This is a genomic window from Nocardia sputorum (assembly GCF_027924405.1).
GTDB classification, from domain to species: Bacteria; Actinomycetota; Actinomycetes; order Mycobacteriales; family Mycobacteriaceae; genus Nocardia; species Nocardia sputorum.
This window is the reverse complement of sequence record NZ_AP026978.1, coordinates 3904234-3916909: the sequence shown is the minus strand read 5'-3', so window position 1 is coordinate 3916909 and position 12676 is coordinate 3904234. Positions and strand designations below refer to the sequence as shown.

General features: G+C 66.3%; 8 protein-coding genes and 1 pseudogene. 6 read left to right on the top strand and 3 right to left on the bottom strand.

All coding sequences use genetic code 11. The features are described 5' to 3' along the window. Positions 1–68: 68 nt before the first annotated feature. Together QMG86_RS17730 and QMG86_RS17725 are read left to right on the top strand one after the other, a co-directional pair. On the top strand, positions 69–1301 hold the full coding sequence (locus QMG86_RS17730) for an erythromycin esterase family protein (protein ID WP_281873390.1): 1233 nt from the start codon (positions 69–71) through the stop codon (positions 1299–1301). A gap of 109 nt (positions 1302–1410) precedes the next feature. Beyond that, positions 1411–2661 carry a TMEM143 family protein gene (locus QMG86_RS17725; protein WP_281873388.1) on the top strand — a complete coding sequence of 417 codons (1251 nt, stop codon included), beginning with the start codon at positions 1411–1413 and terminating at the stop codon, positions 2659–2661. A 45-nt stretch (positions 2662–2706) separates the two neighbouring features. On the opposite strand, the gene QMG86_RS17720 is transcribed toward QMG86_RS17725, so the two are convergent. Then, complete coding sequence (locus QMG86_RS17720) at positions 2707–3198, bottom strand: three-helix bundle dimerization domain-containing protein (protein WP_281873387.1); 492 nt, start codon at positions 3196–3198, stop codon at positions 2707–2709. A gap of 352 nt (positions 3199–3550) precedes the next feature. Continuing rightward, positions 3551–3850: a hypothetical protein gene (locus QMG86_RS17715; RefSeq protein WP_281873386.1), complete on the bottom strand. Its 300-nt coding sequence runs from the start codon at positions 3848–3850 to the stop codon at positions 3551–3553. 1035 nt (positions 3851–4885) lie between these two features. Between QMG86_RS17715 and QMG86_RS17710 the strand changes: the two genes are divergently transcribed. The 4 genes and pseudogenes from QMG86_RS17710 to QMG86_RS17690 all read left to right on the top strand — a co-directional run bounded on the left by QMG86_RS17710 (position 4886) and on the right by QMG86_RS17690 (position 10865). After that, on the top strand, positions 4886–6103 hold the full coding sequence (locus QMG86_RS17710; protein WP_281873385.1) for an FAD-dependent monooxygenase: 1218 nt from the start codon (positions 4886–4888) through the stop codon (positions 6101–6103). A gap of 565 nt (positions 6104–6668) precedes the next feature. Next, positions 6669–7664 (top strand): alpha/beta hydrolase, encoded by a 996-nt coding sequence (locus tag QMG86_RS17700; protein WP_281881002.1) that lies wholly within the window; start codon positions 6669–6671, stop codon positions 7662–7664. Positions 7665–7708: 44 nt separating this feature from the next. Next, positions 7709–8533 (top strand): aminoglycoside adenylyltransferase domain-containing protein, encoded by an 825-nt coding sequence (locus QMG86_RS17695; RefSeq protein ID WP_281873384.1) that lies wholly within the window; start codon positions 7709–7711, stop codon positions 8531–8533. A gap of 287 nt (positions 8534–8820) precedes the next feature. Next, a pseudogene (locus tag QMG86_RS17690) lies at positions 8821–10865 on the top strand (TerD family protein). Between the two features lie 28 nt (positions 10866–10893). Here QMG86_RS17690 and QMG86_RS17685 read toward each other — a convergent pair. Further along, complete coding sequence (locus tag QMG86_RS17685) at positions 10894–12630, bottom strand: DUF3556 domain-containing protein (protein WP_281873383.1); 1737 nt, start codon at positions 12628–12630, stop codon at positions 10894–10896. Positions 12631–12676 lie beyond the last annotated feature (46 nt).

Sequence of the window (12676 nt, the reverse complement as noted above, 5' to 3'; positions counted from 1 at the left end):
AAGGTAGTTTACCGTCTCCGACGCCCACGCCGGTTCGGCGAGTGGCGGTCGCTCACCGAAGGGCAATCATGTCGCACGAGTCGCACGACGCCGCGGACGCGGCGCGCTGGATCCGTGACTTCGCGCACCCGCTCGCGCCGGTCGGTGCCGACGGGCCGCTCGCGGATCTGGCGGCGTTGGCGGACCGGGCCGGTGACGCTGTCGTCGTCGGAATCGGAACAACCACCCGCGCCGGGCACGAACTGTCCGCGACTGCGCATCGCCTACTGCGATTGTCGGTAGAGACACTGGGATTCCGGGCGCTCGCCCTGCTGGATGACGAATCCGTCGTCGCGGCCATGGACGACTACGCGCGGACGGGTGCCGGTGACCCACGGGCGATCCTGGGCGAGGCGTGGGTGCCGTGGCGGACCGCCGAGACGCTCGCTGTCCTGGAGTGGGCGCGTCGGTTCAACGTCGCGCATCCGCACGATCCGCTGCGCCTGTTCGGCTTGGTTCCCGAGGCCGCCAAGCCATCGCACTACGAGCACGTGGCACGGTTCGTCGGAACGGTCGCACCGCATCGGATCGAAGATCTGCGCTCCGCTTACGATCCGATCGTCACGGCCCATCAGGTGGGTGAGCACATCCAGCGCGCGAACGGCACCCACCCCGGGCGCCCGTTCTCCGACCATGCCGCAGAAGCACTGACCCTGGTCGAGTCGTTGCCTGGCGCCGCCGACGCACCCGGGGTCCTGGACGCGGCCCGCCTGATCGTGCGATACCACGCGAACAGCACCGCCTCGGGCCGCCGTGACTTCGCCGCCGAGTCCGCCGATGCCGCTCGCCGCATCGCGGACTGGCACGACCGCACCGGACAGCGGGTCGTGTTCTGGGAAGGGGTGTCCAACACCGCCGTCGCGCGGCAGCTCACCGTGGCCGCCATGGCACAGAGCTTTCCGAGCACGGGATTCCTGCTGCGACAACACTTCGGATCCGGCTACCTGTCCGTCGCGATCACCTTCCATCACGGCAGCGTCCGTGCCGGGCTCGCCGTGCCCGCGCCGTCGGCGGACTTCGTCGACAGCGTGCTCGACCAACCCGGCCTCGGGAACTACCTGCTCGATCTACGGACCGCTCCCGCGGGCGCGGTTCAGCGGTGGCTGCGTCGACCCGGGAAACTCCGCCTCGTCATCGGAACCTACGACCCGACCCACGACACCGATCACCACATCACCGGTGCCGGCCTGGGTGACTGGTTCGACATCGTTCTGCGCATCCGAACCATCACTCCGACGCAATCGTTCGCCGGCGGGCGGTAGCCTCTGCCCAGCCCGGGGTCTTCGCGCAGCGGCATGCGGGTGCGTCGAGCGTGCCCATCCGCCCCATAGGGTTGGGGCCGACGGGCCGGTCCGTCGAGAGGAGTTGCCGATGGATGCCGAACACTTCCTGCCGTTCCGCAAGAGCGCGGTGATCTCGCTATGTGCCGACGAGCTTCCCGATGCGGAACGCGCGTCGTTCGCCGAGTTCGCGCGTCTGCTGGCGGCCATGGTGCACCATGAGTTCCATATGCGGGGTGAGGCGGTGCTCGACGCCTATCACGTGGTCGATCCCGCGGAGGATGAGCGGGTGATCCGTGCCGCTACGCCCGAGGACCGGGCCGCGGCGCGGGCGCGGGTGGAGCGGGAACTGGTCGCGCTTGCCGAGGCGGCGGATTTCACGCGCATCGATGCCACCGAGATCGAGCGGGCGTTCGCCGAGCACTCCTTGGTGAAGGTGCGATTGGAGATCGACGAGGACGACATCGAGACGGCGATGTTCTTCCGGCGCGGAGTGGCGCAGCGTACCGAACAGGTCCGATGGCTGTTCGGTCTGCGACGCCGCAGCGTCGAATTCACCAGCTATAGCAAGGTTCTCGTGTACGTGGCGTTCGCTGAGCGCCCGGATGCGGTGGCGGATCGACCCAACGGCGGTGTGCTGCTGAAGCTGTTCGGGAACGTTCCGAGCAACGATCTCGAGATGTTGTATCCGAGCGTTCGGGTGCGGATGCGATCGGTGGACAAGCTGCTGATCGGGGTGCCGGCAGTGGCCTCCGGAATAGTCGTGGTCGTCACCAAGCTGGTGGCTTCGCTGGGGCCGCTTGTCCTGTTGCTGGCGTTCTGGGCCGGGCTGCGCGAGGAATCCGTACGGCTGGATCAGGCCACGCTGATCACCCTGGGCGCCGGATTGGCGGCCTTCGGCGGTTACCTGGTGCGGCAGTTCTCCAAGTTCAAGAACCGCAAGATCAAGTTGATGAAGACGCTGTCGGAACATCTCTACTTCCGCAATCTCGACAACGACGCGGGAGTGTTCCACCATCTGCTCGGCGCAGCCGAGGAATCGGAGGTGAAGGAAGCCGTTCTCGCCTACCACTTCCTGCGCACGGCCGACCGGCCGCTCACCGCCGCCGAACTCGATCAGCGGGTCGAGGACTGGTTCAGTCGGTGGTGGGGGACGACCTTCGACTTCCGGATCCGCGACGGGCTTCGCAGGCTCCGCGCATACGATCTGCTCATCGAACACGAGCACGGCACGCTGGGCGCGGTGCCGCTGACCGAAGCCAAACAGCGGCTGGACCAGCAGTGGGAGAACATGTTTCGTGTCCGTCCGGACGACAGCCGCCTCGGGGTCGCTTCCGGTTGAGGCGGGTGGCCGGGCCCGGATCTGTCCGGGCGGCGGGATAGGCCTTCAGCCGGGTGCGGGCACCGGATCGTTGCCACCGCGGGCGGTGGCTTCCTTTGCCGGCAGCGAGCCGCCGGGGGCGACTCCGGGAAATCGGCGGCGTAGCTGAGTGATGCAGCGGAGCACTTCGTTCAGTTCGTTTCGGAGCCTGCGCAACTCGGTGGCCTGTTCCAGCTGGCTCGACGCCCCGGTGCGCGTCATGGCCGCGATGAAGGAGTCCAGTTCGTCCGCCTCGGCGATGAGCAGGTCGACGAACTTCTCCGCCTGAGCCCGCTCCGCGTGGTTCTGCACCACCGGTTCCTCCCACCCGGTCTCGGAGAGTTCTCTACCCGCGCGGCGTTCCACGAGTAACGGCACGAACTCGCGCACAGACGCGTGCCCGAAGCGCTCGTGGGCTCGTCGCACCACCAATGCCACGGCATCGGGGGAAACCTGCGGATGGCACTGCACGAGTCGTCGGACGACATATCTGATCTGGATGGCCTCGTGGTTCTGCATGCTCAGTCCCTGGTGAACGGCCGTGCGCGCGGAGCGCGCCGACCACGCGTCGTGAGATTCCGGACGAAACATCTCGGCGGCGCGGGAACGTTCCCTCGTGCTGCCCGCCGCTCTGCGCGACTCCCGGATAACGCCGCGCCGGAGAGGTTTCCGGATGAACCGACCGCGGCGCGGCTACCCGAATCGTCACGCCTACAATGTACCGTTACATGACGGTACAATCAATGGCGGCAAGGAAATTCGGATTCGCGCCCACTGCCGGAGAAGCAGGGCGTGGTTGTCGCGAAGTCGACGCGCTCGATCGGTTGGGTGCGTGGCCGCGAACGCGCCGGGCGAGCCGTCGACGCCAGGGCTACTGGGGCGCGGACCCGGTCGTGAGGTGTTCGGCGATCAGAATGCGGTGCGCCTGCTGGGCCGCATCGGCGCGGCGTCGGTCATCGATCTCACTGCTCGGCAACTGTTCGAGCCCGCGGGTGAGCACCGCGATGGTGTCACCGAGCAACAGCACCCGGTGTTCCAGGTCGTCGAGTCTTTCGGTGATGGCGTCCGCGTCCGCGATCCGGTCGGCGCCGGGCAGCGCCGAGCGCAGGCGTGTCGGCAGCTCGGTGACGGTCCGGGCGGCGGCGGTCAGCCACGAACGCGCGATGCGCACGGACGCTGCGGGTAAGTCGCTGGTAGGTAGGGGACATGACACCAGCGTCGTCCCGGTGCCGGCGGCTCGCCTAGGGTCCGATGACCCCGGCCGGAAGGTCCGATGGTCCTGCCGGGAGGGAGGGGTATGCGGGGTGGTAGTCGGCAGCCCCGGCGCGGGTGGGCTGAGCGGGTCCAGTCGGCCACTGCGGCAACAGAATCGGCGCTCGTTGTCGAGGCGCCGGTACGGGGATCCCGGTGTTGGGGTCCTGCGGCGAAGATGTAGTCCCCGTGGCTGTCGGTGCGCCACGCCGGGCGGGCTGTCCGTTCCGGGTGCACAATGCGGCTGATGAATTCCTCGGCCTGCGATCGAAAATCCGGACGACGTTTTTCGTATCACCGATTGTCCGGGCCGAGTTTGCGGATTAGAGGATTAACCCCGCCGCCGTCGGCGTGGGCTACCTTCGCCACCTGCTGCCTCTGCCACGGAGTGCGCGGGCATCCTCGGAGCGGGCGGCGGTAGGAAATGTGGCAAGCACGATAAATTAGTCGACGCGGCGACTTCTGGAGTTCGACGAAAACGCGTAGAATTCGGGCAGGTCGGGACTGTATCTGGAGCCCTATCATGTTCGAGAGAAAGAATTCACACACGAAGTTCGCCCGGTTGGCGGCCGCCACCGGTATAGCCGCTGTTGCCGCGATTCCGGTCGTCGCAGCCGCGGCGCAAGCGCCTGGTGCGCACGCAACGACGCCCACGTCCGCAACCCAACTCGTCGACAACCCCGGTTGGGGCGGCGACGGCTGGGGTCGTGGGGATGGTTGGGGTCGTGGGGGCGGTTGGGGTTGGGGTCGCGGCGACGGCTGGGGTCGCGGCGGCGGTTGGGGTAACGGCTGGGGAGGGAACCCCGGCTGGTGGAATTGGTGGAACCCACCCGGCTGGGGTGGCTGGGGCAGCTTCTAGCGCTGGTGACCGAGCCCGGACACGCACAGCGTGCCGGGCTCGGTCGCGTCGAGTACCGATCCCGGTTCGACCCACCGGGCTGGAGCTGGTGACGAGATGAAGATCGTATGTATCGGTGGCGGGCCGGCCGGGTTGTATTTCGCTATTTCGATGAAGCGGCGCGACCCGGCCCATGAGATCACGGTGATCGACCGTGATCCCCTCGGGTCCACCTATGGCTGGGGCGTCGTGTACTGGGACGACCTGCTCGACATTTTGTATCGGAATGACCCCGACAGCGCCCAGGCGGTGCGTGCTGGGTCGGTCCTATGGCGTGAACAGGCAATCCATGTGCGCGACGACCAAACCGCGTATTTCGGGGGCTACGGGTTCAGTATGGGGCGCGCGGCATTGCTCGACGTACTATCCCGGCGGTCGAGCGACTTGGGCGTCGATGTCCAGCACGGGCGAGAGGTCCACGATCTGTCCGGCTTCGACGACACCGATCTCATCGTCGCCTCCGACGGCGCGAACAGCCGGGTACGGCAGCTGGGTAACCACCGCTTCGGCACGTCCGTCACACTCGGCGCGAATCGATATATCTGGCTCGGCACGGACAAGGTCTTCACCCGATTCACCTTCGCCTTCGAACACACCTCGGCCGGTTGGATCTGGTTCCACGCCTACCCGTCGGTTGCCGAGAAAATGAGCACCTGCATCGTTGAGTGCCAATCGCGGACTTGGCAGGGACTGGGGTTCGATTCCATGGACAGCCTCGAGAACTTGCGTGTTCTGGAGAACATATTCACGCGCTTTCTCGACGGTCATTCCTTGATCAGCAAGACACGAGGCGAGCCCGCGAGGTGGAGCCGCTTTCCCGAAGTCACCAACAAGACCTGGTATCACGACAACGTGGTACTGCTCGGCGATGCGGCGCACACGACGCACTTCACCATCGGTTCGGGCACCCGGTTGGCGATCGTCGACGCCGTCGTGCTCGCACAGAACCTGTACGAGCATGCGGAGGTGGCCGACGCGCTGGAGAACTACGATGCGCAGCGGCGGGCCGCGCTGCGCCCGATCCAGGCCGCCGCCCGTACCAGCATGATCTGGTTCGAACACGCCGACCGGTATCTCGACCGAAGCGCCGTGCAGTTCGCCTATGCGATGGCGGCTCGGCACGGGCCACAAGTGCCGTGGCGGTACCAGCTACACCTGCTCACACAGGCGCCCACTGTCCGCAAGATCCGGCGTGGCATCGACTCCGGGCAGCGGTGGTGGCGCGCTGCCCGGCGGGGTGAACTCGCGATGGCGCTGCCTCCGGTGCGGCGATGAATGCGTGCGGCCGACTTCACCAGGCCGCCGGGCTTGGGTGGGCATGGTTCGACACAGGCCGACGCGGGTGCAGCCGACCCGGGCGCCGGTCGGCTCGTAGCGCGAGCGTCGGGCTTCCGGGGACCGCGACGGCCGGACCGCACCCTCGCAGGCATGCCGAAGGGGTGGACAGGATCTGGCGCGAGACGCCGATGCGCTCGGCGGGGTCCGGCGGGTAGCTTGGCGCGGGGCGCGGATCGAGCAGGACTCTGGGTTGCCTCGATGTAGGGCGATCCATCCAGGAACGGATGCGTGGGCTTGCCTCTGCTTGTGTCGCGCCCTCAGTGGCATCCGGGCCGATTCGTGAGGTGTCCAGACCCATCGGACCGGGAAAGTACGCTGCCTTCTTCTGTTTTAGCGTTGGCGGACTTGCGTCGAGCAGGTGAGTCGGTGCCGGGTAGGCGAACGTGATGTTGGAGGAGTGCAAGCGATGAAACGAAGTTCCGACGCCGGTCCGGGACGTGCGTTTGCGCCTGTTGGCGATTCGGCAAGAGTACGCATCGGATCCGGACTGTTATGCCGCTCGATGGGGCGCGCGCTCGTCGTCCTGGCGGCGGTGTTCGCCGTGACCACCGGTGTGGTGACGGCATCATCGCCCGCGAGGGCAGATGCTGCGTCGATCACCGGGTCGTGGGCGGAGGGCGACCGGACCGTGCAGCTACGGGTGCATTCCGCGGCGATGGGCCAGGACATCATGGTGAAGGTATTGCGCCCGGCCGACCGTTCGGTGCCACGGCCGACGCTGTACCTGCTGAACGGTGGTGGCGGCGGGCAGGACAGCGCGACCTGGCAGAAGAACACCGACGTGCTGGGCTTCCTCGCCGGCAAGGACGTGAATGTGGTGCAGCCGGTGGGCGGGCGCTGGAGTTATTACACCGACTGGCGCGCACCTGATCCGAAACTCGGTGTCTACAAGTGGAAGACGTTCCTCACCGAGGAGCTGCCGCCGTTGATCGATGCGGAGTTCGGCACCACTGGAGTGAACGCCATAGCGGGCCTGTCGACCTCGGGCACCTCGGTCTTGCAACTGCCTATCGCCAAACCTGGCCTGTATCAGGCGGTCGCGGCATACAGCGGTTGCGCGCAAGTCAGCGACCCGATCGGCCGGGAGTTCGTGAAGCTCGCCGTCGAGAGCTGGGGCGGCGGCGACACCGACAACATGTACGGCCCACCCGAGGACCCGATGTGGGCCGCGAACGACCCCTATCTGCACGCCGACCAACTCCGCGGCATCCGCCTGTTCCTCTCCACCGGAACCGGCGTCCCGGGCATGTACGACGTCTACAACGGCGATTACACCCAGCCGGGGCCGCGCGGCTACCTCAACCAGCTGGTGCTCGGTGGCGTCATCGAGGCGGCGGTGAACTGGTGCACCCACAACATGCGGGACCGCTTGAACGCGCTCGACATTCCCGCCACCTATGACTTCCAGCCCACCGGCACCCATTCGTGGGGCTACTGGCAGGAAGCGCTGAAGAATTCGTGGCCGGTGCTGGCCGACGGATTGCGCCTGCCGCACTGAATCGCGCGGCCGGTCGGAACGGCCGTGGGCGGATACTGGCCCGTATGACCCACGCGCTGGTGGACTCCCGATCCCTTCCGGTTGATTTGCGTCCGTACCTCGACGCTCTCGCGCGACGCGCCCGCGCGGTCTGCGGACCGCATCTGGTCAGTGTCTTCGCCGTGGGGTCGATCGCGCTCGGGGACTACCGGCACGGGCGCAGCGACGTCGACGTGGCGATGGTCGCCGACCCGCTACTGCCCGCACAGGCACTGCGTGAACTGGCCGAGGCGCTCGCACACCCTGGCCTGGCCTGCCCCGCGGCCGGGCTGGAACTGGTGGTGTACGGGGCGGATTTCGTCGCCGAACCGTCCGGCGCGGCCGGTTACCTCATGGACCTCAACACCGGTCCGTTGTTGCCGAACCGGGTCAGCTTCGATCCGTCGGAATCCTCGGCTTTCTGGTATGTCATCGATCGTTCCATCGCTCACCAGGCCGGCCGTCTCCTGCACGGCAAGCCCGTGCGGGAGGTCATGGCAGCCCCGTCGCAGCGCGACCTGTACGCCGCGCTGCAGGCATCGATCCGGGAGCACGCCGGGGGAGAGGGTCATCTCGGCGACAATCGAGTACTCAACGGCTGCCGGACGGCAGCGTTCAGCCGAACGAACCGCTGGCTGGCCAAACGCCACGCAGCACAACTGATCGCGGCGCAGGAGACGGAGTTCCGCCCCCTCATCGAAACGGCGCTGCGCAGCTTCCAGCGCCCCCGCTCGGCGGCACTTCCGCTGCCCAGCACAGACGTCCGAGCCTTCCTGTCCTGGGTGGAGGACCGTGTCGGCGAAGCGGCGAACCGCCCAGCGGCCGGTGATCTCGGACGTTGCGACGAATAGTCACTTCGTTTTGAGCGTCCGCCCGAGAGGCAGGTAGACACCCACCGCGTGGTTCTCACTGCGGCCTCGAAGACGATACCTGATCCAAGGTGATATATGGATATGCGCATCTAACTCGATGCCCCGGTTGCCATCCGACAAGACCTGTAACAGCGAGAACGCTCTCCCCGAATAGCAGTGAGTCGCATCTCCTTTGCCTGCGATGCACTAGGGGGCCGGGTCTCGACCGGCTGAACGCGGATTTGCCTGTGACTGCGCGTCTCGGAATAGAGAAGGATGGAGCCTGGATGTCGTCGATTCTCGCCAAGGGGCAGAACATGTCGCTGCCGGACGATGTGGTCCGGATCGACGTCGTGCTCGGGTGGACGGAGGCGGAGATCGAAGTCGACGCATCTGCCTTATTGCTGAAGGCGGATGGAAAAGTCAGCTCCGATGGCGATTTCGTCTTCTACAATCAGCCCGAATCGCCCGATGGCTCGGTGCGTTTCTTGGGCACTAGTGCGACGGAGGAGGGGGCACAAGCCCGAATCGCGATCGACCTGTCGGTAGTCTCCGACACCATTCACGCGATCGCACTGGCCGGTAGCATCGGCACCGGGACTTTCGGGCAACTCGGCAAACTCGCGTTTCGTGTCGTCGATGGCGCGGGGCATTCGCTCGCGGAGTATGTCACCGCGGATGCGACGACCGAGTCGGCGTTTGTGTTCGGCGAAGTCTACCGCCGTGGTGGCCAGTGGAAGGTCAGGGCTGTAGGTCAGGGCTGGGAATCCGGCCTGGCCGGGTTGGCGACGGATTTCGGTGTCGATGTCGACGACGATGCCGAGCAGGATTCGGTTGAGCAGCCACTCCGGGACGCACCGATGCTGGAGCCGGAAGTCATCGTGTCGGCAACCGTGAGCCCTGCCGAGAGCAACGTGCCGGAGGCCAACGGCAAAGCCTCGGCCCGAGCGGATATGCCGACGAGGCGGAGTAGCGGGGTGCGTACTGCGAACGGGTAGCGAGAAAAGCGAAACCGATGGAATTCAAGCTCGCCGAACACGAGGCATGGCAGCCGGCACGGTTGTTCTCGGTGTTCGGGGTCGGCGCCGGAGAGGAACAGGAACGACGCGCCACATCGGCTTTGATCGCTACGATGCAAGCCGTGCGCCCGTTCGCGCGGGCATTGTGCGCCCGGATGGGGGCTCCTGCTGGTGCTTTCGAGGGGTACGTTGAGGTGCAGTACCACCAGGGGGAGTCGACCGTCATTCCGGATGCGGTGCTGAAAGTTGTTCGGGGAGGTCGCGTATGGACCGGCTTGCTCGAAGTGAAAACGGGCAACGCCAAGCTGAAACGCGATCAGCTCGAGAGCTACCTCGAAGTTGCTCGCAGGAACAAGTACGACGCGGTGGTCAGCCTGTCGAACGACGTGCCTGCGGGTCCGGGAGAGCTTCCCGTCCAGGTGGATCGCCGCAAGCTCGCGAAGGTCGCCTTGCGGCACCTCTCATGGGCCGAGGTGATGCACGAAGCGCGGATGCTTCTGTCGCACGGCGGTATAGACGACGATCTGCAAAGCTGGATCTCGAGTGAGTTTCTGCGGTACCTGGTCCATCCCCGCTCCGGGGCCAGCGAGTTGGTCGACATGGGTCGTCACTGGGTAGCGGTTCGTGACTCGGTGGTCGCAGGTACCCTTCGGGCCGGCGACCAGAAGGTCCTCACTGTCGCGGATGCCTGGACGTCGCTGTCGCGTCATCTCGCACTGCGACTGACGGCCGAGCTCGGCGTCACCGTCAAGCACATCCTGCCCCGTCGGCACCGCACCGATCCCTCCGCACGCACTGCCGCTGTCGCGGAGAGGCTTGCAGGCGAGGGAACCTTCGAGGCGGTTCTGCAAATTCCTGATACCGCCGGCGACCTGATGGTGATCGCGGACGTGCGAACCAACAGGATTCGCTGCCGTACCACTCTCGATGCGCCTAGCGAGGGCGGTGCGGGTCGTCGGTTGTCGTGGTTGCTCAGACAACTCGAGGACGCTCCTGGTGACGTGCAGGTCGAGGCCGTTTTCTCGGTGCGCGGCAACGAAGCGTGTGAGCACCTGGACACGGTGCGCGGGAATCCGAAGGTGCTCACGCAGGGACGTGCGGGTGAGATCGTGTCGTTCTCGCTGGAGAAGACTTTTCCGATGGGCAACCGACGATCCGGTTCCGGGACCGCTGCCACCTTCATCGCCAGCGTGACCGCGGCGACCGATGCTTTCTACGGATCGGTGGTGCAGCCTCTGCGCGGATGGGTGCCGCCCGCGCCGAAACAACCCGAACCGTCCAACGCCGAGGGCGTTGCGCGGGTCGACGCGTGAGTTGCCTCGGCGCCGGGGTGATGATCCGTCAGTAGGATCCGCCTGCTGTGTAGTGCACCCGCACCGGGACGTCGTCGGCCCAGGGCTGGCGGGTCACCATGTCGGCGACGCGCACTTCTCCGCGTTCGAACTCGCCGGTGGCGGCGTCGACGAGGCGGTATTGCTGGGTCTGCTGGTGGATCGGCTGGGCGTCGAGGAGCACCACGCGTACCTCACCGGGTTCGAAGTGGCAGCGCCGGTGCATGGCGGCGATGAGTTGTTCGTTGTGCAGATGGCCGTCGCCGAAGTTCCAGCCGATGGCGGTGCTGCAGATGCGTTCGCCGTCGGTGATGGTGTACTCGTGTTCGCGACCGGGCGGCATGGCGCGGTGGACGAGCGTGAACAGCGCGCGGCCGTGGGTGTTCATGGCCCGGAAGGCGTATCCGAGATACAGGGGGATCTGCGCGCGATCCTTGCCGTAGAACCGTTCCAGTTGCGCCTGCGGCATGCTCGCGATAGCGACGATGTGTTTGCCGATCTTCTCCGCGGCAGAGGGTTTGAGGCACCACATCGTGGTGTCCCAGTTTCCGGCGTAGTAGCGCATGCCGGGCAGGAAGGAGATCTTGCGCGGGAACAAGTTTCCGGCGATCACGATGCTCGCCACCACGACGAACAGCACCGCCACCGGCACCGGGTTGCGCACGCTGCCCAGACCGAGGTCGGCGTGAGCGACGAACAACGCGGCGATCCCGAAGATCATGAAGACGTTCCACTCCAACGGCACGCCCATGGGTATGGCGGTCAGGATCGCGAGATGGAAGCACACCATCACCAGTGCCGCGGTCGCGGTCGGCCACCCACCGTGGGAGAAGAACAGCACCGGCGGAACGCACAGCTCGATGGCGGTGCCGCCGTGGGCGAAGACGCGGGACAATCGCCCCGGCCGCAGATCGTCGGGAAAGTGTTCGAAGAACGCGCGCTTGAGTGGTTTCGGCCGGAACACCGGACTGTTGGACATCATCGTGGAAACCACGAACGGGAAGTGCTTGTTGAGTTTCGACGTGGCCGCGCCCATCCAGATGACGACGAAGACGACCTTCGCGGCGACGATCGAGTCGGCTCCCGGGAGCAGGAAGGCAACCGCGAGGGTGGCGTAGACCTCGCCCCGGGCGGCAAGGAAGATGACTTTGTCGCGCAGGCCGAGTACCGCCAGCAGGCCGAGGATCGTGGCGATCTGCCAGTGCGGCAGCAATCCTACGGTGGTGTCCAGTTCGGGGATGGGACCCGTGCCGTCGGACAGCAAGGTGACCATCGTCATCGCCAGCAGCGCCGCGTACAGGGCGACGTCCACCGGCGTGCGGTTTTCACCGGTGGTGAACGGTACCCGTCCGGGCCATGGTGGTAGCCGAATGGTGTTGGGGCGCAACCAATACAGGATCGAGCCGAACGGCGGGAAGTACCGATTGTTGAGCGGGCCGAATCCGCAGCCCAGGCCCACCACTTCGAACAGCAGCGTGTACAGCACGATCTTCTGGAAGACGATCGGCTCCGACCACCAGGCTCCGACGTCGGTGAATCCGTCGATGCCCGCGGTGGTCAGCACGACGAGCCAGCCGCCGAGCACATAGAGGCAGATCTTCCCGACGTAGAACAGGTGCAGCGCCACGGGCGTCCCGAAGCCCACCTCGGCCCAGTGCCGGGCCATGGGCCGGATGCGTTCGCCGCGTGTGCCTTTGCTCCATTCGGCCATGTCGACCACCGGCAGGTCGGGCTCGAGAAACCCCATCAAGCACGCTCCGATCGAGAACGCCGGGGCCACGGTCGGAGCCCCG

Coding starts and splice junctions, on each gene's coding strand:
- QMG86_RS17730 (WP_281873390.1), top strand. CDS start 69: ATGTCGCACGAGTCGCACGACGCCGCGGACGCGGCGCGCTGGATCCGT.
- QMG86_RS17725 (WP_281873388.1), top strand. CDS start 1,411: ATGGATGCCGAACACTTCCTGCCGTTCCGCAAGAGCGCGGTGATCTCG.
- QMG86_RS17720 (WP_281873387.1), bottom strand. CDS start 3,198: ATGCAGAACCACGAGGCCATCCAGATCAGATATGTCGTCCGACGACTC.
- QMG86_RS17710 (WP_281873385.1), top strand. CDS start 4,886: ATGAAGATCGTATGTATCGGTGGCGGGCCGGCCGGGTTGTATTTCGCT.
- QMG86_RS17700 (WP_281881002.1), top strand. CDS start 6,669: ATGGGGCGCGCGCTCGTCGTCCTGGCGGCGGTGTTCGCCGTGACCACC.
- QMG86_RS17695 (WP_281873384.1), top strand. CDS start 7,709: ATGACCCACGCGCTGGTGGACTCCCGATCCCTTCCGGTTGATTTGCGT.
- QMG86_RS17685 (WP_281873383.1), bottom strand. CDS start 12,630: ATGGGGTTTCTCGAGCCCGACCTGCCGGTGGTCGACATGGCCGAATGG.